The sequence below is a fragment of the Mycolicibacterium psychrotolerans genome, from assembly GCF_010729305.1.
Classification (GTDB): Bacteria; Actinomycetota; Actinomycetes; order Mycobacteriales; family Mycobacteriaceae; genus Mycobacterium; species Mycobacterium psychrotolerans.
The window spans coordinates 508,994-534,393 of record NZ_AP022574.1 but is presented as its reverse complement, the minus strand read 5'-3'; the positions used below and the strand labels follow the sequence as shown (position 1 = coordinate 534,393).

Genomic DNA, 25,400 nt, shown 5'->3' with positions numbered 1-25,400 from the left:
GCACCGGCTCGATCGGCTGCGGAGGGGACAGCCGATCGGGCCGTCCCTCACGCCGGCACGCGGTCGACGTTGCGCGGATGATGGCAGGCCGCGGCATGGCCCGTCGCGTAGGACACCATCGCCGGCTCGTCGGTCGCGCAGATCTCCGTACCCCAGGGGCAGCGGGTGTGGAACCGGCACCCGGACGGCGGATTCGACGGACTGGGCACGTCACCCTCCAGCACCACCCGCTCGCGCGCCTCGTTACGGCGCGGGTCCGGGATGGGGACCGCGGAGAGCAAGGCGTTCGAATACGGGTGGACGGGTCGCTCGTACAGGTCGTCGGTGCCCGAACTCTCGACCACCTTGCCCAGATACATCACCGCGACGCGGTCCGAGACATGCCGCACCACCCCGAGGTCGTGGGCGACGAACAGATAGGACAGACCGAACTCGACCTGTAAGTCCTTGAGCAGATTGACGATCTGCGCCTGCACCGACACGTCGAGCGCGGACACCGGCTCGTCGGCGACGATGAGTTTGGGCTGCAGCGCCAGTGCCCGCGCGATACCGATGCGCTGGCGCTGCCCTCCGGAGAACTCGTGCGGGAAGCGGTTGTAGTGCTCGGGTCGCAGACCGACACGATCCAGCAGGTCCTGTACACGGCGCTTGAGCTCGGCGCCGCTGGCCAGGCCGTGCAGGTGCATCGGGTCGCCGACGATCTGCCCGATCCGCTTGCGGGGGTTCAACGACGCGTAGGGGTCCTGGAAGATCATCTGCATCTGGCGCCGCAGCGGCCGCAGCTCGCGCCGCGACAGCCCGACGAGTTCACGGCCGAGGAACCGCACCGATCCCGACGTGGGCGGGGTCAGCTGCAGAATGGCCCGGCACAGCGTGGATTTGCCGCACCCGGACTCACCCACCAGGCCAAGCGTCTCGCCCTCGTTCAGCGTCAGACTCACGCCGTCGACGGCGCGCACCCGGCCCACCTCGCGCTCGACGACGATGCCCGAGCGGATCGGGAAGTGCTTGACCACGTCGGTGACCTCGAGCAGCGGTTCGTTCATGAGCGCACCCGCACTTTCTCGTCGAGGTCCAGCCAGCACCGGTCCAGGTGACCTGCCGATTCGGTCGGCGCCAGATCGGGTGGCTGAGCGCACCGGTCGAACTCGAACGCACACCGGGGGGCGAACCGGCATCCCGACGGCGGATCGAGCAGCGACGGCGGCTGACCGGGAATCTGCGTGAGCCGCTCGCCGCGGGGGCGGTCCAGCCGTGCCAAGGAGCCGAGCAGTCCCCAGGTGTAGGGGTGTTGCGGGGTGTAGAAGATGTCGTCGAGGCTGCCGTCCTCGACGATCTGACCCGCGTACATCACCGCAACCCGGTCGGCCACCTCGGCGACGACGCCGAGGTCGTGGGTGATCAGCACGACCGCCAGGTCCCGCTCCGCGTTGAGATCGGCGATGAGCCGCAGGATCTGGGCCTGCACCGTGACGTCCAGCGCGGTCGTCGGCTCGTCGGCGATCAGCACCGCCGGCTCGAGGGCCAGCGCCATCGCGATCATCACCCGCTGGCGCATGCCGCCGGAGAACTCGTGCGGATAGCTGCGCACCCGCTCCTGGGGGTTGGGGATGCCCACCGACCCCAGCAGTTCCACGGCCCGCTGCCGCGCCTCGTGTTTCGAGACGTCGCGGTGCGCGCGGATCATCTCGGTGATCTGATCGCCGACGCGGTACACCGGGTTGAGCGAGGACATCGGATCCTGGAACACCATGGCGATCTCCTCGCCGCGGATGTCGCGCAATCCGTCGTCGTCGAGGCCGATGAGTTCCTGTCCGCGGTAGGTCACCGAGCCGGTGATCCTGCTGTTGGCCGACCGGGTCAACCCGGTCAGGGTCTGCGCGGTCACGCTCTTGCCGCACCCGGATTCCCCGACGATGGCCAGGATCTCACCGGGCGCCAACGAGAACGACACCCCGTCGACCGCCTGGACGACGCCGTCCTCGGTGGCGAAACTGACGCGGAGATCGTCGACGCGCAGTAGCGCTTCGCTCATGTGCCCTCGATTCGCTCGCAAGCGTCGCTCATGCTGGTGCCGCCTCTCCCAGCCTGATCCTCGGATCCAGCACCGCATAGGCGATGTCGACGAGCGTGTTGAACAGCACGATGAAGAAGGCCCCGAACATGGTGACCGCCATCAGCGGTGGCAGGTCGAGACTGCGGATCGCCTCCCCGGCGTAGAGCCCAACCCCGTCGAGGTTGTACACCGTCTCGGTCAGGATGGCGCCACCGCCCACCACCATCCCGAAGTCCAGGCCGAACAGCGTGATGACCGGAATCATCGAGTTGCGCAGCACATGCCGGACCCTGACCTGACGTTCACTGAGACCCTTGGCCCGCGCGGTGCGGACGTAGTCCTCGTTCATCGCGTCGAGCATGTTCGACCGCAGCACCCGACTGTAGAAGCCGATGAACAGCACCGCGAGCGTGAACCACGGCAGCACAAGGTGATACGCCCAGTCCAGGGGGTCCTCGGTGAGCGGCACATAGCTGCCGGTCGGGAACAACTGGATCTTGAACGTGAAGAAGTACAGCAGGATGGCCGCGAGCCAGAACACCGGCATCGAGATTCCGACGAGGGACAGCACGCTCAGCGCGCGGTCGCCGAACCGGCCCGCGTGCACCGCGCTCAGGTAGCCGAACAGCACCGCCAGACTCATCCAGATCACCGCGGCGCCGATGCACAGCGAGAACGTGGCGGGCAGACCTTCCCAGATCTGTTCGCCCACATTGCGATTGCTCGCATACGAGGTGAGCTGACCGGTGAAGATCTCCTTCATCATCGTCACGTACTGCACCGGCAGCGGGCGGTCCAGACCCAGGTCGGCGTTCACCCGGGCGATGAGATCCGGATCGGCGTTCTTGCCGGCGATGCGGGCCGCCGGGTCGGAGTTCGGCACCACGTTGAAGATCAGGAACACGATGACCGAGATCGCGAACAGCACCGCGACCATCCCGAGCAGCCGCCGGGCGATGAACCGCGCCATCAGTATCCTCGTTTCGCCACAGGCTCAGTGCTCCAACCGGATTCGAGCCTTCGGATCCAGCGCGTCGCGCAGCCCGTCCCCGAACACGTTGAGCGCCAGCACGGTCATCACGATCAACAGACCCGGCACGATGGTCAGATGCGGTGCGGTGTAGATCAACTGGTAGCCGTCGGCGATCATGGTGCCCCACGACGCGTTCGGCGGCCGCACCCCGGCGCCGAGGAAGGACAGCGCCGACTCCAGCAGCATGTTGTTGGCGATGTTGAGCGTGAAGAACACGATGATCGTCGAGATGATGTTCGGCAGCAGCTCGCCGACCATGATCCGCAACGACCCCATGCCCTGCGCCACCGCGGCCTCGACGAACTCCTTCTCCCGCAGTGCGAGGATCTCCCCACGCAACGGTCTGGCCATGTAGGGCACGTACACCAGACCGATGATCAGGATCGGGATCCAGATCGAATCCCCGGCGATCGTGAACAAACCCAGCTCGAGGCCGCCGACGGCCAGCGCGGTGCCCAGCGCGATGCCGAGCAGCAGCACCGGGAACGCCCAGATGACATCGAGGATCCGCGACAGCACCGCGTCGATCCAGCCGCGGTAGTAGCCGGCCAGCAGCGCGACGATCACCGCCAGCACGGTGGTGACCACCGCGGCGGCCACCCCGATGTAGATCGAGGTGCGTCCGCCGTACAGCAGACGCACCATGACGTCACGGCCGTTCTGATCGGCTCCGAGCAGGTAGCGCCCGTGCAGCCCGGGCCCCAGCGGGGTGCCGTCGGGCGCGACGACGTCGGTCTCGACGCCGCCGATCATCACGGTGTCGGTGATGTGGTTGTCGTTGGGCCCGGTCTGCGCGACGTACTGCGCCCACAGCGGCGCCGCCAGGCAGCACAGCACGATCACGACGAACACGACTCCACAGCCGAGCGCAACCTTGTTGCGGCGCAGGCGAAGCCACGCCAGATACCACGGGTTGCGGCCCTGGATGCTCTCTCGGGGCACCCCGACGGGCAGCGGTGGCTCGTCGGGAACTTCGATCTCGTCGAGAGGTGCGACCATCAGTGCGGCTACTTGACCGCGAACGAGGTGAAGTCCTGCTTGAACAGTAGATGGTGATAGGACTTGTCGAAGTCCATCCGTTCGGACAGGAACGTGGTGAACTGCTCGTTGCCGTAGGGCGCCCACACCGCCTGCTCCATGTACGCCTTGTCCAGGTCCGCGTACTGCTGTTCGACGCCCTGCTCGGTGATCTGCTTGGTCAGCAGTTCGTCCATCTTCGCGTCGTTCTCGGGGATGTTGGCGCGGGACAGGTTGTTGCCGTTGGTCGGCAGGATGCTCTGCCCGTTGAGCAGCGGACGGAAGAAGTCGTCCGGGTGCGGGAAGTCCTGGAACCAGTCGGCGAATCCGGTATCGATGTCCGGCGTGGACTGGTTGCCCACCGTCGTCCAGTACACGTCGCCGGCAATCACCTTGAGCGTGGCGTTGAAGCCGAGCTGGGTGAGCAGATCGTGGTAGTACTCACCGATGCGCTTGCGGTCCGGCTCGTCGTCGGTCCACACCGTGATGTCGCGATCAGCGGGATTGGCCTCGGCGATCAGCTGTTTGGCTTTGTTCATGTCCGGGCCGGGGTAGAGCTTGTACTCCTGGTAGCCCGGCATGCCCGGCGGCAGGATCTGCTGGCTGGGGTGCATCCGGCCGCCGAAGATCCGGTTGAGCGCTTCCGGATCGATCGCGTAGTTGATCGCCTGGCGGACCTTGAGGTCGTTGAACGGCGCCTTCTCGGTGTTCATGAAGAAGTAGTAGGTGTTGATCGAGTCCTCCATGCGGAAGCGATCGGCGTAGCGCTGCTTGACCTCCTGCAGGCGGTCGGACGGCACCGGGTCCATCATGAAATCGACCTTGTTCTGCGCGATGTCGGTGACCTGCGCGCTCTGGTTCTTGTTCTCCACCACGGTGATCTTGTCCACGCTGGCGTCGGCCACTTCGTCGGCTCCGGCGTCCTTGACGGTCTGGAACTGCGGGTTGCGCTCCATCGTCAGCGTGCGGGGTGCGTCGACGCTGCTGATCATGAACGGTCCGCTGGCCGGCGGCGGGTTGTTGGTGACGTCGCCGTCCAGCTTCGTGGTCGGGGGCACGGGAGCGGCGAACATCAGAGCGAGCAGGTTCTCGAAAGTCCCGTTGGGTCCGGTCAATCGGATGGTGATGTCACCAGTGCTGTCGTCGGTCGTGATGCCGGTGATCGTGTCGGCCTTGCCGTCGGCGTACTCCTTTGCGCCGACGATGACGTCATAGAAGACCGAACCGCCGGAGTCGGTCTTGAACAGCCGCTGGATCGCGTACGTGAAGTCGGACGCCTTGATCGGGGTGCCGTCGGAGTACTTCATGTCGGGCCGCAGCTTGAGCTTGTAGGTCAGCCCGTCCGGGGAGATCTCGGGCATCGCCTCGGCGAGACCCGGCACCACCTCGGTGCCGTCCTTGCCCTTCGCGTGCTTGTAAGTCAGCAGCGGGGTGTACACGTTCCACAGCACCTCCCAGCCCTCCACCGTGTAGGAGAGCTGCGGGTCGACGTAGTCGGGGAACGACGTCGCCGCCACGGTGATGTCACCGCCGCCGCCTCCGCCTCCGCTCGAGCCGCCGGATCCGCTGTCCTTGCCGCACGCTGCCAGCCCGAAGGCGGCCAGCGCGGTGATGCAGACGATCGCGAGTGTGTGTCGAGCCGTGCGCAGGGTGCCCACGATGTTCCCCTCTACTGTGATCGGACGGCGAGGCCCACACGGCGATGCACTTTGTCCGGGCCCCAAAGCATTTTTCAGAAATTTTTCCGTTCGGCAACTCGGGTTCACAGAAACTATGCCGACCGTGGTGCTGGAGTCACAATAGTGCGGTGCCAGTCGAACGGAACACGAAAGTCGCAATCGTCGGGATGGGCAGCGTCGGAACGGCGATCGCGTACGCGTGCCTGATCCGCGGATCCGCCGGCGCTCTGGCGCTGTTCGACGTCAACGCCGCCAAGGTCCGCGCCGAGGTGCTCGACCTCAACCATGGCAGCCAGTTCGTCCCGCACTGCAGGATCTCGGGCTCCGACGACATCGCGGTGACCGCCGGATCGGCGGTCGTCATCGTCACCGCGGGGGCGAAGCAGAAGCCGGGCCAGAGCCGCCTTGATCTGGCGGCCGCGAATGTCGCGATGGCACAGAGTCTCACGCCGCAGCTGCTCGAGCATTCGCCGGACGCGGTCATCCTGTTCGTGACGAACCCGGTCGACATCGTCACCTTCGCGGCGACGAAGGCGGTGGCCGCCGCACCGGGACATGTCTTCGGATCGGGAACGGTGTTGGACTCCAGCCGGTTTCGGTATCTGATCGCCGAACAGGCCGACCTGGCGGTGGGCAACGTGCACGGGCTCATCATCGGCGAGCACGGGGACTCCGAGATTTCGCTGTGGTCGAGCGTGTCCGTCGGGGGAGTGCCGGCCGAGCAGTTCCGCCGTGACGGCGTGGCGGTGTTCGACGAGCGGACGCGCGGAAGCATCTCCTCGGAGGTGATCAACGCCGCGTACGAGATCATCGCGGGCAAGGGTGCGACCAACCTAGCGATCGGGTTGTCCACCGCGCGCATCGTCGAGGCGGTGCTCGGCGACCAGCACCGCGTCCTGCCGGTGTCGACGGTGCAGCGCGGCGCATACGGCATCGAGGGCGTGGCGCTGTCGCTGCCCACGGTGGTCTCCGCGCACGGGGCCGGGCAGGTCCTCGAGGTGCCGCTGGCGGTGACGGAACTGCTGGGCCTGCAGAGGTCGGCCGCGACGCTTCGCGAGGTGCAGGCGACGCTTGGCGTGTAACCCCTGAGACTGCTGGGGCCAGTGGTGCGATTTGTTGCCGAAAGTTTCCCGTCCGGGTGTGATTTCGTGATGTGTCCTCGTAGGGTGCTGTGCGTGGGCAGGCACTCACAGGTTCGACGGCGGCGATCGCCGTCAGTCGTGCTGACCGCCGTGGGTGTGCCCGCGGCGGTGTTGCTGGTCGCCGGTGCGGACGCTCAGCGTCCCGTCGAGATGCCGGCCGCGACCGTGGTGGCCGAGGCGCCGCCCTGCTGCATGGAGCTGGTGGCCCCCGCACCCGTTGCCGTCTCGTCCGGCGATGCCGCCGGCGGTCGCGTCCAATGGGTGGCGAGCTCCCGCGGGTCGGTCCGCGAAGTGCGGGCGTTGCCCGCAGGCGTCGCACCCGAGCGGGGCCTGCAGGTGAAGACGATTCTCGTCGCCCGTGCAGTGAGCGCGATCTTCCCGGAGATCCGCAGCATCGGCGGCATGCGCCCCGATGCGCTGCGCTGGCACCCCGACGGGCTGGCGATCGACGTGATGATCCCGAATCCCGGCACTGCCGAGGGCATTGCGCTGGGTAACCAGATCGTCGCGTTCGCGCTGAAGAACGCCGAGCGGTTCGGGCTGCAGGACTGCATCTGGCGCGGCGTCTACTACACGCCCGGCGGCGCGCACGGCGGGGGCTACGGACACTACGACCACGTGCACATCACCACCAAGGGCGGCGGCTATCCCACCGGCGGCGAGGTGTACTACCGCTGACGTGCTGTGCGCCGCGCGAACTGCGGTGCGCGTTCGGGGCGTATCCCCACCCCGACCAGATAGGCCGGTATCGCCGACAGCCACGGCACCCGTTCCATGAGCCGGATCAGCCCTGCCGGCGGTCCCGTCACATCCTCGCCGCGGACGACGGGACCGAGCAGGCGGGCGTCCAGTTGCCGCTGCAGGGCTTGGGTCAGCACGGTCGCCACGATGCGCCGCCGGCGCACCGCGGCGAGGTCCCGGCTCGCCACCGACCCGCGGCGCAGCTTGTCGGCGAGCAGCCGCGCCGTCGCCACGCCGTCCTGCACGGCGACGTTGATGCCGACCCCGCCGGCGGGTGACATCGCGTGGGCCGCGTCGCCGATGCACAGGAGTCCGTCAGTGTGCCAGCGGCGCAGGCGGTTCAGCTTCACGTCGAGGTGCTTGACGTCGTCGAGGGTGGTGATCGACTCGACGGTGTTACCGGCTTCGGGCAGCAGCTCGAGCACGTCGGCACGGAAGGCGGCCAGCCCGCGCGCCCGCAGCCGGGCATCGGACCCCTTCGGGATCAGCAGCGCGATCTGCAGGTAACCCTCCCGCGGAATGACGACCATGGCCTTGCCGGGGGCGATGCGGGGGAACAGGCTGAAGCCGGCCTCGTCGGAGTTCCGCGGCAACCGGAACCACCACGCGTCGAAGCTCACCGGGAACTCCCGCACCGAGAGCCCCGCGGCGTGCCGGACCAGCGACCCGCGGCCGTCGCACCCGACGGTCACGTCGGCGCGAAGTTCGCCGTCGCCGAGCGCATTTCGATATCGCACACCGGTGATACGGCCCTGCTCGCGCAGCAGTCCGGTGACCTCGGTGTCCAGCCGCAGTGTGAACGTGGGCTCGGCGGCGCCGGCCTCGGCCAGCAGGTTGAGCAGATCCCATTGCGGCACCATCGCCACGTACCGATGGGGCAGACGTAAGCGTTCGAAGTCGACCATCGTGACGGGGTGCCCCGGAGCCGCGTCGATGGTGAACTGCCGCAGCCGGCTCTGCGGCAGCGCGTCGAACGCCGGCCACAACCCGAGCTCGTCGAGGAGCCGCAGTGTGGCGGGATGCACTGTGTCGCCGCGGAAGTCACGCAAGAAGTCGCCGTGCTTCTCGAAGACGGTGACCTCCACCCCGGCGCGGGCGAGCAGCAGGCCGAGCACCATCCCGGCCGGCCCGCCGCCGACGACCGCGCAGCTGGTCCGCTCGCTCATGGCGTCAGGGTAGGCGCTTCACCACGGCCCGGTCGGCAGTTGTCAGAACTTCAGGTAGCCGCCGTCGATGCGCAGCACGTCGGCCGTGTGGTAGCTGCTCGCAGGGCCGGCCAGGTACACCGCCACACCGGCGACGTCGTCGCCGCTACCCCAACGACGCGCGGGAACGCGGGGCAGCACGCGGGACCGGAAGCGCTCGTCGGCCAGGCCCTCCGAGGTCATCTCGGTGTCGAACCACCCGGGAGCGACGGTGTTCGCGCGGATGCCGTGCCGGGCCAGTTCGACGGCCAGGCTGTCCATCAGCGCGGTGACGCCCGCCTTCGAGGCGGCGTACGCCGGTTGGCGGGGCATGCCCTGGAAGGCGCCGAGACTCGAGACCCCGACCAGGCTGCCGCCCCGTCCGCCGGCGATCATCTGCCGCGCCGCCTCGCGCAGCGTGACGAACACGCCGTCGAGGTCGACCGCGGTGACCGACCGGAACTCGGCCAGCGAGGTGTCCAGCGTCGGGGTGAAGGTGCCTCGCACCCCGGCGTTCGCGAAACACGAATCGAGCGAACCCCAATCGTCGCGAATGCGTGCCATGGTCGCCGTCACGGTCGGCTCGTCGGTGACGTCGCACGGGATCGCGAGCACCGGCCGGCCCCGCGCGCGCAGCGAGGCCGCGGCCGTCTCGAGGCGTTCGGGGCTGCGGCCGAGGATCGCCACCGACGCGCCGGCGCGGGCAAGGCCGTGGGCGATCCCAAGTCCGATGCCCGAGCCGCCGCCGGTGACGACGCTGACATGACCGGTGAGATCGAAAGGGTTGGGGGTCACCGTGCGACCTAACGTGGTGAGCGCCGGAGGGCTCAGATCCGCGTCCCCGCAGGGTCGCCGCCGATCCGCTGGGTGAGCCACACCGGCACGATCGCGATCAGGGTCAGCGCGGCGGCGACCACGTTGATCACCGGAGCCTGGTTGGGCCGGAACAGATTGCCGAAGATCCAGATCGGCAGCGTCTGCACGGTGGGGCCCGCGGTGAACGTCGTGACCACGACCTCGTCGAAGCTCAGCGCGAACGCCAGGATGGCGCCGGCGACCAGCGCGCCGCGCATCATCGGCAGCGTCACGAACCGGAACGTCTGCCACGCCGAGGCCCCCAGATCGGCCGAGGCGTCCTCCATGCTGGTTCCCAGACGCCGCAATCGCGCCTGAGTGTTGTTGAACACGATGACGATACAGAAGGTGGCATGCCCGACGATCACGGTCGCCAACCCGAGCGTGACGCCGAGCGCGGAGGTGAACGTCGCGTTCAACGCGATACCGGTGACGATGCCGGGCAGCGTGATCGGAAGCACCACAAGCAGATTGACGGTCTGCTTGCCGAAGAACTCGTAGCGTTGCACCGCGAACGCGGCCATGGTTCCCAGGACCAGCGCGACGGCCGTGGCGGCCAGCCCCACCACCACCGAGTTGCCCAACGATGTCCACATGCCTTCGCTGGCCCACGCGGTGCGCCACCACTGCAGCGTGAACCCGCTGGGCGGGAACGCGAAGGTCTTCGACGCGTTGAACGCGTTCACCACCACCAGGGTCAGCGGCGCATAGATGAAGATCAGCACCAGCACCGTCCACACCCGGGCGGTTCCGCGCATCCGTGACGAGAGCATCTACACGTTCTCCAATGCTCCGGTGCGCCGCATCGCGAACAGATACAGCAGGATCGCCGTCAACGGGATCAGCGACAGCGCCGCGGCCATCGGCTGATTGTTCGCCGTGACGAGCTGGCCGTAGATGATGTTGCCCAGCAACTGCGTCTTGCCGCCGACGATCGTCACCGCGATGTAGTCACCGAGCGACAGGGAGAACGTGAAGATCGACCCGGCCGCCACGCCGGGGAACACCATCGGCGCCACCACCAGCCGCAGCGTCGTCAGATCCGAGGCGCCCAGATCCGAGCTGGCGTCCACCAGGGAGTCGGGCACCCGCTGGAACGCCGCGAACACCGGAATCACCATGTACGGCAACCACAGATAGGTCAGCGTGATCACCGTCGCCGTCAGCCCGTAGCCCGGTGAATACCCGATCGCCCAATGCATCGGACCCTCGGGCGACAGCAGCATCCGCCACGCGTACGCCTTCACCAGGTAGCTCGCCCACAGCGGCGTCGTCACCGCGACCACCAGCGCGATGCGCACCGCCGGCGACGCCATCTTGGCCATGTAGAGCGCCAGCGGTACGGCCAACACCGCGCACATCACGGTGACCGTCAGCGCCACCCCCACGGTGCGCAGCGTGGTGGTGCGGAACACCTCCTCGGTGACCACCCGGACCAGGTTGTCTGTGGTGAAGGTGCGCACCACCGCGCCGGTGAAGCTGCTCCTGCTCCAGAACGCCGAGACCATCAGGACCGCAAGGGATCCCAGATAGGCGACGATCAGCCACGCCAGTGGCGGAACCAGCAGGAAGGCCAGCGTCACCCGGTGCCGCAGACGCGGCGCAGCGGGCATCAGCCTTTGATCTCCTGCCACTTGTCGACCCACTGGTCGTAGCTGGTGCAGTTGTCGCCGCTGCCGTCGACACACTTGGTCTGCGGGGTGGTCCAGTAGTGGATCTGGGCGGCGTACTGCTCGTCGGTCGCGTGGTACGTCGCGCAGTGCGCCTTGTCGGAGGTCAGGTCACACGACTTCGTCTGGGCGGGCGCCTCGCCGAAGTACTCGGCGACCTGGGCGTTGGCTTCGGGCGAGACGATGTAGTCCATCCACTTGTACATGCAGTTCGGATGAGCGGCCTTGGCCGCGAGCATCCACGTGTCCGACCAGCCGGTGGCGCCCTCCTTCGGCAGGACGGTCGCGATCGGCACCTTGTTGTCGGCCTGGATCGTGTTCGCGATGACCTGCCAGCTGGTGCCGATCGCCGTGGTGCCGGACTCGAAGCCCTGCACCTCCTTGGTGTAATCCGACCAGTACTCGCCGATGTTCTCCTTCTGCTGCTTGAGCAGATCGACTGCGGCGTCGAGTTGTTCGCTGGTCAGCGCGTACGGGTCCTTGATGCCCAGATCGGGTTTGGTCTTCGACAGGTACAGCGCCGCGTCGGCGATGTAGATCGGCGAGTCGTAGGCGGTGACCTTGCCTTTGAGCTCCGGTGCGCCGGGGAACACCGCGCCCCAGCTGTCCGGCGCGTCCTTCACGATGTCGGTGTTGTACATCAGCAGATTCGCTCCCCAGCCGTGGGGAATGCCGTACATCTGCCCGTTCACCGAGTTCCATGGTTTGTCCTTGAGGAACGGCACCACGGTCGCGTAGTTGGGCACCAGATCCGTGTTGACCGGGGCCACGTCGCCCGCGTAGATCAGCCGCAGCGTGGCGTCGCCCGAGGCCGACACCCCGTCGTACTGACCCGTGCGCATCAGCTGCACCATCTCGTCGGAGGTGTTGCCGATCTTCACGTTGACCTTGCAGCCGGTCTGCTGTTCGAACGGCGTCACCCAGTTGACCGCCGGGTCGTTGGAGCCGTTCTCCGCGTAGCCCGGCCACGCGATCAGGTTGAGCTGACCTTCGCCGTCACCGACCGCGCTCGCGGGCTCCATCGAGGGAGGCCCCTCCGACGATCCGCCGGAGTCGCTCGAACTCGAACACCCGGCGAGCAACAGGGCGCCGGTGGCCAGCACGGCGCCCAGGCGGCGGATCGGATCCTTCATCAGTTCTCCTCGTTGTCGGTCGACAGGTCGGTCAGATCGCGGACGGCGGTGTCGGGCCACGCCAGGACGACGCGGGTGCCGTGGGTCAGAGCGGTGGACGCTTCCGCGGAGAGCAGGGTCGCGGTCAGCCTGACAGGACCGGGACGGCCGTCGGGGTCGGTGACCGTCGCGGCGACACGGGTGATCGGCCCGGCGTAGACCACCTCGGCCACCTCGGCGGTGACGGTGCGCTGACCGGCGGGAGGCGGGGCGGCGGAGTCGAGCACCGTGATGCGCTCGGGCCGGATCGCGAAGGTGCCCTGCCTGCCGAGAACGGCCTGCGCACTGTCGCCGTCGAGCACGTTGGAGGTGCCGACGAAGTCCGCGACGAACCGGTTCGCCGGATGCTCGTAGACCTCGCGGGCCCCGCCGATCTGCTCGATGCGTCCCTCGTTGAGCACGACCAGCCGGTCACACAGGGTCAGCGCTTCGTCCTGATCATGGGTGACGATCACGAACGTGATGCCGACCTCGCGCTGGATGGCCTTGAGTTCGACCTGCATCTGCTCGCGAAGTTTCAGGTCCAGCGCTCCCAACGGTTCGTCCAGCAGCAGCACCCGGGGACGCCCGACCAGCGCGCGCGCCAGCGCGACGCGCTGCTGCTGGCCACCCGACAGTTCGGCGGGCTTGCGGCCCGCGTGCCCGGTGAGCCGGACCATCTCCAGGGCTTCGCCGGCGCGGTGGCGCCGTTCCGCCTTGCCGACGCCGCGCACCCGCAACCCGTACTCGACGTTCTGCGCGACGGTCATGTGGGGAAACAGTGCGTACTGCTGGAACACCGTGTTGGTGTCGCGGCGGGCGGGCGGCAGAGCGGTGACGTCGCGGCCTGCCAACTTGATGGTGCCGGCGGTGGGCTGCTCGAATCCGGCGATCATCCGCAGCAGGGTGGTCTTGCCCGATCCGGACGGACCCAGGATCGCGAACAACTCACCGTCGGCGATCGCCAGGTCGGCGCCCTCGACCGCCACCACGGGGTGCCGGGAATCGCCGAACTCTTTCCGGACGCCGATCAGTTCGATCTGCGCAACGGCGGCGTCGTCGTCTGCGCCCGCGCCTCGCGTCGACACGGCCGTTCCGGATGGCATGCAGGCATCCTAGGAATCTCGTTGCCGAAGCGCAGTTCAAGTACGAATTTAGTTGTGAGCACGGTCAGTGACCGTGCACTTTCGTGGCCGCGTGTCAGCTGACCGAGTCCCGGAAGTCGATCCCCTCCTGGCCCGCCTGCGCCCACTCGGCCATGTCGACGACCGGATGGATCTGGAACTCGTTGAACGGCGCGAACTTTGCGGTGCCGTTCAGCAGTTCCGCCGGGTCGTCGGTTTCCACGATGGCGTACCCGCCGCCGGCGTCCACCCGGCCGACGAACTGATGGAACGTGGTGCCTGCGGGCGGCTGCCACTTCGAGAAGAGCGCGAGGGACCGACGCAGGGATTCCTCGTTGTCTTTTCCTGATGCGCCGAGACGGGACGTCCAGGTCATGGCATATTTCATGATTGCTCCTAGCACTTGGCTGAACTGGATGGCCATATCTTGCGCGCGAGGGCATCCGCCCGCCAGACTCTCCACCTGCGAGCGGATTTGATCTTGATCAGTCAAAGATGAGAATGGTTAGCGTTCTTTCGCTGGCGGTCGGTTATCCGACTCTGGCGACGGGCCGGAGTTCGCTGATTCAGACGCGACGAGCCGCGGGCGGCTCGAAAACGTTTCCCGCCGAGTCGGCGCTCGACTCGGAGGTGAACATCACGCGCCGGATCAGCGGCCCGATCACAGCGTCGAACACCGCCGGAACGAGGCGGTAGGTGGCGATCGCCGGCAGGTTGACCCAACCGACCTGACGCTCGGTCGACCTGGTCTTCTCGGCGGCGCGCACGATCGCCGCGGCGATGGCGCCGGGGGACTCCGAGGTCGGTGGCACCCGCGGCGTCTGCTGGTCGAGGTAATTGCCGGCCGAGGCGTAGACGGGCGTGTCGACGGGGCCCGGATAGATGCCGTGCACGCGGACCCCGGGCAGGTGCCGATTCTCCTGGCGTAGCGCCCGAACCAGTCCGCAGATCGCGAATTTGCTTGCCACATAGGCGGATTGATAGGGAACCGCGGTGACGCCGAGCAGAGAGCCGACGAGGACCAGCTGCCCGGCACCGCGTTCCTGGAAATGCTGGAGCGCTGTGCGCGCGACATTGGCCGCGCCGAGAAGATTGGTGGCGATGATCGCGTCGAAGACCTCGGGCGGCACATCCTCGAAGCGGCCGAACGCCGTGATCGCCGCGCACTGTGCTGCCACGTCGACGTGGCCGAACATCTCGATCGCCAGGTCGAACATGTCACGGACCTGCGCGGCGTCGCTGATGTCGGTCGGTGCCACCACGACGGCATCGGCGCCCGCCGCGCGGCACTCGTCGGCGACGTCACGCAGCGCTCCCTCGGAACGGGCCGCGAGCACCAGGCGCGCGCGCCGGGCGCTGTAGCGCAGTGCCGTTTCCCGGCCGATGCCGCTGGAGGCGCCGGTGATCGCCACCACCCGTGCGTCGTTCCTGCTGTCGATGTCTGTCATGACCGCAACCTTCCCGTGGTCCGTCTGCGCTCGGCCACCCCGAGGGCACCGAGAACGGCGGCGGCCGCCGCCGATGGCCAGCCGCCGCGTGCGCTGGACAGCACCGCGGCGCCGACGGCGAGGGGGGCGAGCACGGCGACGGGGTCGCGGCGGCGCTCACGCACCCGCTCGAGGGCTGCCGGAGTCCCCGAAACGAGGTTGGCGGCAACGACGCTGCCGTACAGCAGACCGGGACGCCGCCGGCGCCGCGCGGCGGCCGCGGCCATCACGCACCACAGGAGCAGGGACGTGTCGTGCACTCTCTCCACCGGTGTCCGGCCGCCGGACGGCGCGCCGTCGGACGCGCCGAGTGCCGGGCTGGTGCCTGTCGCGCCGTCGGCGAGACCCTCGATGAGTTCGCGTGCGGCATCGGTCGAGGTCCGTCCCGGCTGCCAGCCCAGCTCGTCGCGCGCCTTCGACGTGTCCATCACCGGTGAGCGGGTGGCGACGTCGTACCAGCCGGGCGTCACCGCCACGACGCGCAGCCGGTGCAGCGCCACGACGGCCGACCTCATCCGGCGGGGCGCCACCCGGACCGGGCGCGCCCCGACGAGCCCGGCCAGCGCCGCGCCGTGCAGCGCGTCGGCGGCGATGTTGAAGGAGCCCCGCGCACGTCGACGCATCAGCCGGACCACCGCGTCGCCGACGTCGTCGGCGTGGACGAACTGCAGGGCCAGGCCGTCCGGCAGGGGGAGGAGCGGCAACGCCCGTCGGCGCAGCAGCTCCAGCGCGGCGCGCGGGATGAGCGGGCCGAGGTAGAGGGCGCGAATCTCGAAGGCGGCGTGCCGCTGGACCACCACCGTCGGGCGGAAACGGGAGACCACCGTGTCGGGTTGGTCGCGTTCGAACGCGTCGAGCAACGCCTCGACGATGACCTTGTGCCTGCTGTAGGTCGACGTGGACTGCCCGGACGTCGACCACGACTCGGGCACCGGCACGGCCGATCCGCTCGGCGCATAGATGCCCAGGCTCGACGCGTACACCAGATGGCGCACCCCGGTGACCGCCATCGCTTCCAGAACGGCCTGCGTCCCAACGACATTCGCCCGGTAGAGATAGTCCTCGTCGTCGACGGGCTGGACGGCCAGTGCGAGATGGATGACGACGTCGACGCCGCGCATGGCCGCGGTCAACCGGGTGGCCGCGTCGGGTGCCGACAGGTCCACCGGGCACCACTGCACCGCCTCGTAGATCCGCCCGTGCGTAGGCGGTCGGCGGCAGACGCCGATGAGGTCGGCGTCCGGCTCCTGGCGCGCGAGTTCGCGCAGTACGCCCGCGCCGACATTGCCGGAGGCCCCGGTGATGAGGATGCGCCGCCGCTCGTCCATGGGCGGGGCATACACCGTGGTGAGGGTCTGAAACACGCACGCAGGCAGCGAAATTCTTACGGATACGACACATTCCGCCGCGCCCGTGGTGCGTGTTTACCGCGACTTCCGCGGGGTACGACGGCCGACGACCGCCCACAGTCGAAGGAGAGATCATGGCTCGCGCAACACTGTTCCACCAACTTCACGATGTCGGTCTTGCCGCATGGTTCGGCGGCACGCTCGCCAACGCCGTCACGCTGAACCCCGCGTCGTCCTCTGCCGGCTCGGCCCGAAACGTCGGTGCCGTCGCCAACGAGGGCTGGGACCGCTGGACCCCGGTCAACGCCGCCGCCATCGGGGCGCATCTGATCGGCGCGGTAGGTCTGGTCAAGCACGACGCCGGCCGGATGAAGGCCCAAAAGGGGGTGCCTTCCATGGCTTTGGTGAAGACGGGGCTGACCGCCCTGGCGCTCGGCGTCACCGCCTACAGTCGCGCCCTGGGTGCCAAGGTCTCGCAGCACCATGCCGTCCCGGCCGCTGATGCCACGACGCCGACGCCGGCGACACCCCCGGACGTCGCGTCGGCGCAGAAACAGCTGACGGTGCTGCAGTGGGTGGTGCCGGCCACCACCGGCGCGCTGGTTCTGATCGGCGCTTACGCCAGCGAGCAGTACCGGCCCGAGGAGGTCGCCAAGGGGGCGCTGCGCCGCGTACTGTCCTGAGACGTGCCCCGCAGCGGTCCCGTCTCCGGCCGCTGGGTGCTGCTGGCCACGGTGCTGGGGTCGGCGATGGTGATGATCGACGGCACGGTGGTCAACGTCGCGCTTCCCCACATCGGGGCCGACCTCGGGTCCGGTTTCGCCGGCCTGCAGTGGACCATCAACGCCTACACCCTGTCGCTGGCGTCGCTCATCCTGCTCGGCGGTTCGTTCGGTGACCACTTCGGCCGGCGCCGGGTCTTCCTCATCGGGGTGGTGTGGTTCGCGGTCGCATCAGTGGCGTGCGGACTCGCCCCGAGCACCGAGGCGCTGATCGCGTCCCGCGCCCTGCAGGGCGTCGGCGGTGCGCTGCTCACCCCGGGCAGTCTCGCGTTGATCTCGGCGTCCTTCCGCGGCGCCGACCGGGCCGCCGCGATCGGTGCGTGGTCCGGGCTGGGCGGGATCGCGGGCGCGATCGGACCGTTCGTCGGCGGCTTTCTCGTCGAATGGAGCTGGCGCGCAGTATTTCTCATCAACGTGCCGCTGGCGGCGGTGGTGATCGCGGTGACCGTTCTGCACGTCCCGGAAAGCCGCGACGACGACTCGCCACCGGGTCTGGACGTGACCGGGGCGGTGCTGACCGCCGCCGGACTCGGAACGCTCACCTACGGATTGACCCGGTGGGGCAACGACGGTGCGGACACGGTCACCGCGGTGGCCGTGTGCGCGGGAGTGCTGGCACTGTCGGCCTTCGTCGTCGTCGAACGACGTTCCCCACACCCGCTGATCCCGCCGCGACTGTTCTCGCACAACACGTTTCGGATCGCGAACATCATCACGCTGCTGATCTACGGGGCTCTCGGCGCGGCGTTTCTGCTACTGGTGCTCCAGCTCCAGACCGTCGCCGGTTTCAGCCCGGTGGCTGCGGGCACGGCCCTCCTGCCGTTCACGCTGGTGATGCTGGTGTTCTCGGCGCGGGCCGGTGCATGGTCTGCGCGGGTCGGACCGCGGGTGCCGATGACGCTGGGACCGCTGATCGCCGGGGCAGGGCTGCTGCTGATGAGCCGCATCGGCCCCGGTGCCTCCTGGCTGACCGACGTACTGCCCGCCGCGCTCGTGTTCGGCGCGGGCATGGTGCTGGTGGTCGCGCCGCTGACCACCGCTGTGCTCGACTCCGCACCGCAGAGCATGGCGGGATCGGCCTCGGGAGTGAACAACGCCGTGGCCCGGATCGGCGGCCTGTTGGCGGTGGCCGTCCTTCCGGGCATCGCGGGGATCAGCGGCGCGGACTACGCCGACCCGGTCGCGTTCGACAGGGGATTCCGGTTGGCCGTCACCATCGCGGCGGCACTGATGGTGGTCGCCGCGGTGATCGCGGCGACCGGGATGCGCCGGCGCCCGGATCCGGTCGATGACGACGACCGGATCCGGATCGGCGAATGCCGGCACTGTGCGATCAGCGGGCCGCCAGTGCACCCCGCTCAATCACACGAGGCTCAATCACACGAGCCGTGAACGACTACGGCGCGGGGACGCTGCCGCAGCCGACGCCCGGGATGCATCCCGCGGCGCCGCCCGGTCCCGCTGTACCGCTCGGGCCGCCCGGGATGGCGCCCGAGGCGCCGCCCGGTCCGGCCACGCCGCCCGGTCCACCCGGGATCACGCCGGCCGCACCGGCCGGTCCGGCCACGCCACCGGGTCCGCCGGGGATGGCGCCCGCGGCGCCGCCCGGTCCGGCCACGCCACCGGGTCCGCCGGGGATGGCGCCCGCGGCGCCGCCCGGTCCAGCCACGCCGTAGCCCGGCGCATACCCGACCGGCGGCGGAGGCGGCGCCCAGTAGCCGGGTGCAGGAGGCGGCGGCGGAGGGGCAGCACAGCCCGTGCCGTAGGGGTCGACGCACCCGGCCGGACCGCCAGCGGCTGCGAGCGGGGCCAGAGCGAGTGCCGCTGCCGCGGTGCAGGCGGCGACGGCGGGGGCAAGCGTCCAGTGTTTCTGCAGCATGACCGGACCTCTACCCGACATTGCGTGACCCAAACCACACCGGGCCCTACGGCACGGACTTAAGCCTCTAGTCACCCGCCCCGCGGGCGGCCGACGATGACACCGGCGCACTGAGCTGCGCGCGCCCCGCACCGAGGAGGTCCGCCGATGCCGCCGAGCACCGCTGTCCACGAGCTGGAGATCGACGGTTCCCGCACCGCCGAGATCGATGCGGTGGTGGCCACCGCGGCGACCGCCGCGGCCGAGTTCCGCACCCTCGATCAGGAGCAGGTCGACCGGATCGTCGAGGCGATGGTCCGCGCGGGGGTGCGGGCCGCCGCCGAACTCGCCGGTGTGGCGATCGAGGAGACCGGATTCGGGGTCTTCGAGGACAAGGTGGTCAAGAACTACGTCGCCACCGAGTTCCTGCACGACTACCTCCGCGACAAGAAGTCGGTCGGCGTCATCGACACCGACGTCGAGCACAACATCGTCCACGTCGCCGAACCGATCGGCGTGGTGCTGGCCATCACCCCGGTCACCAATCCGACCTCGACGGTGCTCTTCAAGGCCATCGTCGCGGCGAAGACCCGCAACGCCATCGTGTTCCGACCTTCGCCGTATGCGGTGCGATCCTGTCAGCGCAGCGTCGAGATCCTGCGTGCCGCCGCCGAGGCGGCAGGCATGCCCGCCGGGGCGCTGCAGGTGATTCCCGACGAGGCCCACGAGGTCACCCACTATCTGTTCAGGCATCCCGGGGTCGACTTCATCTGGGTGACGGGCGGACCGAAGATCGTGGCGCTGGCGAGCGCCTCGGGCAAGCCGGGGCTGTGCGTCGGGCCGGGGAACGCGCCGATCTACATCCACAAGACCGCCGACATCAAGGGCGCGGTGGTCGACATCCTGATCTCCAAGACCTTCGACTCGTCGGTGATCTGCCCCGCCGAGCAGACCTGCGTGATCGACGACGAGATCTACGACGCCATGATCGCCGAATTCGAGCGGATGGGTGCCCGGCTGCTCACCGACGACGAAGCCGCGGCGATCACCCAGTTCGCATTCGGCTGCGGCGACAAGATCTCTCTCGACGCCCTCGGCCAGAAGGCGCCGGAACTCGCTGCGCGAGCCGGTTTCTCGATACCGCCGACGGTCAAGGTGTTGCTGGCTGCGCTGCCTGCGGATCTGGACGAGCTGGCCGCGCACCCGCTGGTCGCCGAGAAGCTGATGCCCGTCCTGGGGGTGGTGCGCGCCCGCGATGTCCGCCACGCGATCGACGTCGCCGTGCTGGTCACCGAGCACGGCGGGCTGGGCCACACGTCGGCGGTGTACGCCCATGACCAGGCTGTGGTCGACGCGTACAGCGCCGCGGTGCGCACCGGACGCATCCTCGTCAACGCGCCGACCGCCGTCGGCGCGCTCGGCGGTGTCTACAACAATCTGACGCCCACGTTCTCGCTGGGCTGCGGTACCTGGGGCGGGTCGAGCACGACCGAGAACGTCAACTACCGCCAGCTCCTGAACATCAAGACCGTGGCGCAGCGGCGCACCCCGCCGCAGTGGTTCCGCGTTCCGGCCAACACCTATTTCAACGCGGGCGCGCTGGAGAATCTGCGCGACCTCGACTGCGGGACCGTGGTGGTGGTCACGGACGCGCTGACCGACGCGCGCGGCGTGGTCGACCTCGTCCGCGGCAAGCTGCGGGCCCGGCACGTGCAGGTGTTCAGCGAGGTGACGCCGGAGCCGGACGAGGAGACCATCCGCCGCGGTGTCGAGCTGCTGCAGCGCGTGCAGCCCGACGCGCTGATCGCGGTCGGGGGCGGGTCGGTGCTCGACGCCGGCAAGGCGATGCGGCTGTTCTACGAGCATCCCGAGAAGTCGCTCGACGAGCTCACCATGCCGTTCCTCGACCCCCGCAAGCGGGTGGCCGACTATCCGACGGACCGGCATCGGCTGCAATTGGTGGCCGTCCCGACGACGTCGGGGACCGGTTCGGAGGTGTCGCCGGCCGCGGTGCTGACCGTGCACGGCAAGAAGGAGACGCTGGTCGACTACAGCCTGGTGCCCGACCTCGCCATCGTCGATCCCGTGCTGACGTCGTCGATGCCGTCGGTGCTGACCGCAGACACCGGCATCGATGCGCTCACCCACGCGCTGGAGGCGGCCGTGTCGATCTTCGCGTCGCCGTACACCGACGCGTTGTGCGCGCAGGCGGCACGACTGATCTTCGAGGCGCTGCCGCGGGCCTATCGCGATCCCGACGATCTGGAGGCGCGCACCGACATGTCGAATGCGGCGACGCTGGCCGGGCTCGCCTTCTCGAACGCGTTCGTCGGGACCAATCACGCGCTCGCGCACGCCGTCGGCGCCCGGTTCGGCATCGCCCACGGCAGGGCGAACGCGATCTTCCTGCCGCATGTGCTGCGCTACAACGCCGAACTGCCGAGCAAGTTCATGCCCGCCCCGGGGTATTCGGCCTACATCGCGCCCGACAAGTACGCCCAGATCGGCCGGCTCATCTTCGGCGGCCACGAACCCGACGACAGCCGGGCCCGACTGCTCGCCGGTGTCGAGGATCTACTGCGCCGGGTCCAGATGCCGCGATCGCTGAAGGTCGCCGGGGTCGACGAGGACGAATTCCTCGCGGCGCTACCGGCATTGGCGATGACGGCGTTCGAGGACCTGAGCAACCGGACCAACCCGCGGATGCCGCTGGTCAGCGAGATCACCGAACTGCTGCGACGCGGATACTACGGATCGGATCAGCGGTAGCGGCCTAGGTGTGTTCCTCGATGTACTCGTCGGCGTCCTTGTCGGACGTGTCGATATCCGTGACGGACTCCCGCTCGGCATAGAACTGCAGCCACTTCACCCCCAGTTCGTGGCGTAACTCGTGGGTGGCGCTCTTGATGAAGTCCGGCATCGCCTCGCGCTCCTCCTCGTCGAGGTGCGAACCGTTTTCCTTGCGCGCCGTGTTCACCGCCTCGAACCACTCCTCGCTGCCCGGCTCGTGCAGGCGCGACTGCCGCACCGCGTCGCGGATCGCGTTGTGGTCGGTGATCGCGTCCTCGGTCTCGTCTTCGGGGTCGCCCTCGGGATTGCCGGGATCGTCGTGGCCGCCGTGGGCCAGCAGCGCCGGATAGAACACCGTCTCCTCGGCGTCGGCGTGCGCGTCGAGCCGGGTGCCGAGCACCTTCCAGATCGCCGCGAGCTCGTCAGGGTTCCTGGCGTCGTCGAGCCGGAAGAACTGGCGGCGCAGCCAGTCGTGGTCGGCGTAGATGAGATCGATGATGTCGGCCATGCGGGCACGGTACCCGCAGGTGTGCCGCCTCAAGCACTGGTCACCACCGCCGGCGCAGGCGGTCGCGGTAGGACCGGCCGTCCGGATCGTAGACGGCGCGGTACAACGGTTCGGCCCACAGCCGCGTCAGCCTGCCGAGCCGCTCGGGTTCGTGTGGCCGCAGCCTGCCCGGTGGCCGCGCACCACGCCGGCCCCCGTCGTGCCACGCCTGCAGGGCCTTCGCCGACGCCGTGACCGCGTCCACCGCCGCCGCCGGGTCGAGCAGCCCGTCGTCCTCGCTTCCGTCGGCGGCACGGTCGAGATGTTCACGCAGCAAACGCAATCGGAGGTCGCGGGCGTACACCCGGGCCCCGTCGCCGCGGCCGGCCGGATCGTGCGGCTCGCGGTCGTCGCGGGTGTCGTCGAGCACGGCGCAGGACAGCTCGCTGTCGTGCGTCCACGACCGTCGGTTGAAGTTGTCGCTGCCCACACACGCCCAGACGTCGTCGATGACGCACACCTTGGCGTGCACGTACACCGGCGTGCCAGTGCGGTTTTCGAGATCGAAGATGTGCACCCGGCTCGGGTCGGCGCTTCGGCACGTCTCGATGGCCTGCTGGCGACCGACCTGGTTGGGCGGCAGCGACAGCCGACCGTCGACGTCGGGATGCCGTGGAACCACGGCGATCAGGTGCAGCTCGGGGTTGGCCGCCAGCGCTTCGGCGAGCAGATGCGAGACCTGCTTGGACCACAGGTACTGGTCTTCCAGATAGATCAGCCGCCGCGCCCGTCGGATCGCCTTGGTGTAGCCGCGCGCGATGCTGCGCTCGCCCTGCGGCGCGAACGCGTAGGAGAAGTGGGCGTCGGGGTAGGTGCGCAGCACCTGCACGGCGTGCGGACCGCACGGCGGCGGATCGGGCGGCTGCGGCGGTAACTCGCCGGCGCTCAGGTCCGCCCGGCGCAGCTTGTCGACCACCCACGCGACCGGGTTGAGCATGTCCAGCGGCGCGGGATCGGTCCACCGTTCCCGGAACGCGTGATCCAGCGCGCCGACGATCGGACCCTGGATTCGAAGCTGCACGTCGTGCCAGGGTGGTCGGTCGCCGTACTGGCGGGCCATCTGCACCGCCTGTGGATCGCCGTCGTGGTCGGCGTCGTCGCGGCGGGAGTGGCAGAGATCGATGCCGCCGGCGAACGCGACGTCGCGCTCAGGCTGACCGGGCCGCCGCAGCACCACCAGCTTCTGGTGGTGGGAGCCGCCGAACCGAACCCGCTGATCGAGCAGCACCTCCCCGCCTGCCGCTTCGATGGCCTCACCGAGGTGCCGGTTCTCCTCCTCGCTGTAGGCGAACTTGTCCAGGTGCGAGCGCCACACCAGTCCCTTCACCACGACGCCGCGCTCGGCGGCGCGGCAGAACAGTTCGGCGATCGTGGGGCCGCCGTCGCGCACCCGCTCGTCCGGGTCGCCGCGCCAGTCGGTGAAGAACAGGTGGTCGCCGGGGCCGAGGCTGTCCACCTCGGTGGCGAGCCGGTCGAAGTAGGTGGCGCCGTGAATCAGCGGCTCCACCCGGTTGCCGTCGCGCCAGTCGGCGATCGACGACGCGGCGTTGCCGCGCTCCTGTCCGGTGAGGAACCAGTCCGTGATGACCGACACGAGTGCACGCATACCCGGGTTTCCGGCTGCGGAACCGGGGTACGACGCGGGGATGAGCCGCGACGGGGACCAGCACTTCGACGTCCTCGTCATCGGCGGCGGTAACGCCGGGCTGAGCGCCGCGGCCCGGCTGCTCCGCAAGGGATTCGGACGCGTCGCGGTCATCGAACCGCAGACGGTGCACACCTACCGTCCGCTGCTGTCCTATGTCGGGGGCGGCGAGGCGAGCCTGCGTGATGCGGAACGGACGCAACGGTCGGTGACCCCGCGCGGCTGCACATGGATCCGTGACACGGTGGTCGCCGTCGACGCGGCGGCGGCCACGGTGGAGTGCGCCTCCGGGCGCCGGTACGGCTACGACGACCTCGTGATCGGTACGGGTCTGGTCCCCGACGACGACGAACTGCCCGGCATCGACGCGGCGCTGCGGACGCCGGCGGTGGCGAGCAACTACCTCGACCACGCCGAGAAGACCTGGGATCTAATCAGTTCGATGCGGCCGGGCGGACACGCCGTCTTCACGGTGCCCCGCCCGCCGGTGAGCTGTACCGGCACCACGATCAAACCGCTGTTCCTGGCCGCCGGCCATTGGCGGCGCGCCGGCCTGCTGCCCGGGGTGAGCATCACCCTCGTCGTCGACCGGCCGCACCTGCTCGGTGTGCCCGACATCGATGCTCGCCTCTCAGAATGTCTGCAGGAGCTGGACGTTCGTGTTCTGCACGGCACTCGGGTGACGTCCCTGGAGCCGGAGTCACGGTCGATCACCGTCGGGACCGGCGAGAAGCTGAGCTACGACCTGCTGCACCTGGTTCCGCCGTACCGGGGTCCGCGGTGGCTGCAGGCCTCGGGTCTGACCGGCGGCCAGCCGCACGGTCTTGTCGACATCGATCCCGCGACCTTCGCCCACCGCGAGCATCCGAACATCTGGGCCGCCGGCGACGGCGCCGCCGTCGACACGGACCCGTCCGGCGGGGCGTTGCGCCGCCAGATCGCGATCCTGGTCGACAACCTCGCCGCGGCGCGCCGCGGCGCCCCGATGACGGCCTACGACGGATACACCGTCGCGCCGATCGCCACCGAGAGGCATCTGCTGATCGCCGGCGAATTCGACCGTACGGGTGCGATCACGTCCTCTCTGCCGTCTTTCGTCGACACCACCAAGCCGCGTCGCTCGGCGTGGGCGTTCGACCGCTACGCACTGCCCGCGCTGTACTGGCACCGCATCCTCAAGGGCCGGCTCTGAGGCCTTAGGTCCTCCCCGAAACGTCTGCAGGGCACTGGCCACGGCACCGGGCCCCCGGCGACGATGGGGGAAACCGACCGGGGAGTGGGGTTCGGCAG

General features: G+C 69.0%; 23 protein-coding genes. 6 read left to right on the top strand and 17 right to left on the bottom strand.

Annotated elements, in window-relative coordinates:
- Window positions 1-47: 47 nt before the first annotated feature.
- From G6N45_RS02655 to G6N45_RS02635, 5 genes are read right to left on the bottom strand one after another with little or no spacing between them, the layout of a single operon-like run.
- Complete coding sequence (locus G6N45_RS02655) at window positions 48-1,046, bottom strand: ABC transporter ATP-binding protein (RefSeq protein WP_163720295.1); 999 nt, start codon at window positions 1,044-1,046, stop codon at window positions 48-50.
- The gene (locus G6N45_RS02650) at window positions 1,043-2,035 is read right to left on the bottom strand and encodes an ABC transporter ATP-binding protein (protein ID WP_163720294.1); all 993 of its coding nucleotides are present in this window, start codon (window positions 2,033-2,035) and stop codon (window positions 1,043-1,045) included. Before G6N45_RS02650 ends, G6N45_RS02655 begins: the two co-directional genes overlap by 4 nt.
- A gap of 28 nt (window positions 2,036-2,063) precedes the next feature.
- Window positions 2,064-3,026: an ABC transporter permease gene (locus tag G6N45_RS02645; RefSeq protein WP_163720293.1), complete on the bottom strand. Its 963-nt coding sequence runs from the start codon at window positions 3,024-3,026 to the stop codon at window positions 2,064-2,066.
- Window positions 3,027-3,050: 24 nt separating this feature from the next.
- Window positions 3,051-4,088 (bottom strand): ABC transporter permease, encoded by a 1,038-nt coding sequence (locus G6N45_RS02640; RefSeq protein WP_179965264.1) that lies wholly within the window; start codon window positions 4,086-4,088, stop codon window positions 3,051-3,053.
- A gap of 8 nt (window positions 4,089-4,096) precedes the next feature.
- On the bottom strand, window positions 4,097-5,755 hold the full coding sequence (locus G6N45_RS02635; RefSeq protein WP_163727660.1) for an ABC transporter substrate-binding protein: 1,659 nt from the start codon (window positions 5,753-5,755) through the stop codon (window positions 4,097-4,099).
- 158 nt (window positions 5,756-5,913) lie between these two features.
- On the opposite strand from G6N45_RS02635, the gene G6N45_RS02630 reads away from it, so the two are divergent.
- Window positions 5,914-6,867: an L-lactate dehydrogenase gene (locus G6N45_RS02630; RefSeq protein ID WP_264060852.1), complete on the top strand. Its 954-nt coding sequence runs from the start codon at window positions 5,914-5,916 to the stop codon at window positions 6,865-6,867.
- 93 nt (window positions 6,868-6,960) lie between these two features.
- The gene (locus G6N45_RS02625; protein ID WP_179965263.1) at window positions 6,961-7,605 is read left to right on the top strand and encodes a VldE C-terminal domain-containing protein; all 645 of its coding nucleotides are present in this window, start codon (window positions 6,961-6,963) and stop codon (window positions 7,603-7,605) included.
- On the opposite strand, the gene G6N45_RS02620 is transcribed toward G6N45_RS02625, so the two are convergent.
- The 9 genes from G6N45_RS02620 to G6N45_RS02580 all read right to left on the bottom strand — a co-directional run bounded on the left by G6N45_RS02620 (window position 7,596) and on the right by G6N45_RS02580 (window position 16,503).
- Entirely contained in the window at window positions 7,596-8,834 is a 1,239-nt protein-coding gene (locus G6N45_RS02620; protein WP_163720290.1) for an FAD-dependent oxidoreductase, read from the bottom strand. The two genes, G6N45_RS02625 and G6N45_RS02620, sit on opposite strands and share 10 nt — an antisense overlap.
- Before the next feature lie 42 nt (window positions 8,835-8,876).
- A complete protein-coding gene (locus G6N45_RS02615) occupies window positions 8,877-9,647 on the bottom strand; it encodes an SDR family NAD(P)-dependent oxidoreductase (RefSeq protein ID WP_163720289.1) in 771 nt (256 codons plus the stop codon).
- A 32-nt stretch (window positions 9,648-9,679) separates the two neighbouring features.
- Window positions 9,680-10,480: an ABC transporter permease gene (locus G6N45_RS02610; RefSeq protein WP_163720288.1), complete on the bottom strand. Its 801-nt coding sequence runs from the start codon at window positions 10,478-10,480 to the stop codon at window positions 9,680-9,682.
- Complete coding sequence (locus G6N45_RS02605; RefSeq protein WP_163720287.1) at window positions 10,481-11,320, bottom strand: ABC transporter permease; 840 nt, start codon at window positions 11,318-11,320, stop codon at window positions 10,481-10,483. It lies immediately after the preceding gene.
- A complete protein-coding gene (locus tag G6N45_RS02600; protein ID WP_163720286.1) occupies window positions 11,320-12,510 on the bottom strand; it encodes an ABC transporter substrate-binding protein in 1,191 nt (396 codons plus the stop codon). The genes G6N45_RS02605 and G6N45_RS02600 overlap by 1 nt, the downstream gene beginning before the upstream one ends.
- Window positions 12,510-13,634, bottom strand: coding sequence for an ABC transporter ATP-binding protein (locus G6N45_RS02595; protein ID WP_163720285.1), 1,125 nt, complete (start codon window positions 13,632-13,634; stop codon window positions 12,510-12,512). Before G6N45_RS02595 ends, G6N45_RS02600 begins: the two co-directional genes overlap by 1 nt.
- Window positions 13,635-13,728: 94 nt before the next feature.
- Window positions 13,729-14,040 carry a DUF3303 domain-containing protein gene (locus G6N45_RS02590; protein ID WP_163720284.1) on the bottom strand — a complete coding sequence of 104 codons (312 nt, stop codon included), beginning with the start codon at window positions 14,038-14,040 and terminating at the stop codon, window positions 13,729-13,731.
- 178 nt (window positions 14,041-14,218) lie between these two features.
- Entirely contained in the window at window positions 14,219-15,100 is an 882-nt protein-coding gene (locus G6N45_RS02585; protein ID WP_163720283.1) for an SDR family NAD(P)-dependent oxidoreductase, read from the bottom strand.
- Window positions 15,097-16,503, bottom strand: coding sequence for an NAD-dependent epimerase/dehydratase family protein (locus G6N45_RS02580; RefSeq protein ID WP_246228853.1), 1,407 nt, complete (start codon window positions 16,501-16,503; stop codon window positions 15,097-15,099). Before G6N45_RS02580 ends, G6N45_RS02585 begins: the two co-directional genes overlap by 4 nt.
- Before the next feature lie 119 nt (window positions 16,504-16,622).
- Between G6N45_RS02580 and G6N45_RS02575 the strand changes: the two genes are divergently transcribed.
- Together G6N45_RS02575 and G6N45_RS02570 are read left to right on the top strand one after the other, a co-directional pair.
- The gene (locus G6N45_RS02575; RefSeq protein ID WP_163720282.1) at window positions 16,623-17,171 is read left to right on the top strand and encodes a hypothetical protein; all 549 of its coding nucleotides are present in this window, start codon (window positions 16,623-16,625) and stop codon (window positions 17,169-17,171) included.
- A 3-nt stretch (window positions 17,172-17,174) separates the two neighbouring features.
- Window positions 17,175-18,662, top strand: a complete 1,488-nt coding sequence (locus G6N45_RS02570; protein WP_264060278.1) for an MFS transporter — start codon at window positions 17,175-17,177, stop codon at window positions 18,660-18,662.
- Window positions 18,663-18,666: 4 nt separating this feature from the next.
- Here the strand turns inward: G6N45_RS02570 and G6N45_RS02565 are convergent, their stop codons facing one another.
- Entirely contained in the window at window positions 18,667-19,149 is a 483-nt protein-coding gene (locus tag G6N45_RS02565) for a hypothetical protein (RefSeq protein WP_163720281.1), read from the bottom strand.
- Window positions 19,150-19,296: 147 nt separating this feature from the next.
- Here G6N45_RS02565 and adhE point away from each other — a divergent pair, with 147 nt between their 5' ends.
- Window positions 19,297-21,897, top strand: a complete 2,601-nt coding sequence (gene adhE, locus G6N45_RS02560; protein ID WP_163720280.1) for a bifunctional acetaldehyde-CoA/alcohol dehydrogenase — start codon at window positions 19,297-19,299, stop codon at window positions 21,895-21,897.
- A gap of 4 nt (window positions 21,898-21,901) precedes the next feature.
- On the opposite strand, the gene G6N45_RS02555 is transcribed toward adhE, so the two are convergent.
- Together G6N45_RS02555 and G6N45_RS02550 are read right to left on the bottom strand one after the other, a co-directional pair.
- Window positions 21,902-22,426 (bottom strand): hemerythrin domain-containing protein, encoded by a 525-nt coding sequence (locus tag G6N45_RS02555; protein WP_163720279.1) that lies wholly within the window; start codon window positions 22,424-22,426, stop codon window positions 21,902-21,904.
- A gap of 40 nt (window positions 22,427-22,466) precedes the next feature.
- Window positions 22,467-24,071, bottom strand: a complete 1,605-nt coding sequence (locus G6N45_RS02550) for a phospholipase D family protein (RefSeq protein ID WP_163720278.1) — start codon at window positions 24,069-24,071, stop codon at window positions 22,467-22,469.
- Between the two features lie 40 nt (window positions 24,072-24,111).
- Between G6N45_RS02550 and G6N45_RS02545 the strand changes: the two genes are divergently transcribed.
- Window positions 24,112-25,302, top strand: coding sequence for an NAD(P)/FAD-dependent oxidoreductase (locus G6N45_RS02545; RefSeq protein ID WP_163727648.1), 1,191 nt, complete (start codon window positions 24,112-24,114; stop codon window positions 25,300-25,302).
- The last annotated feature ends 98 nt before the right edge of the window (window positions 25,303-25,400 follow it).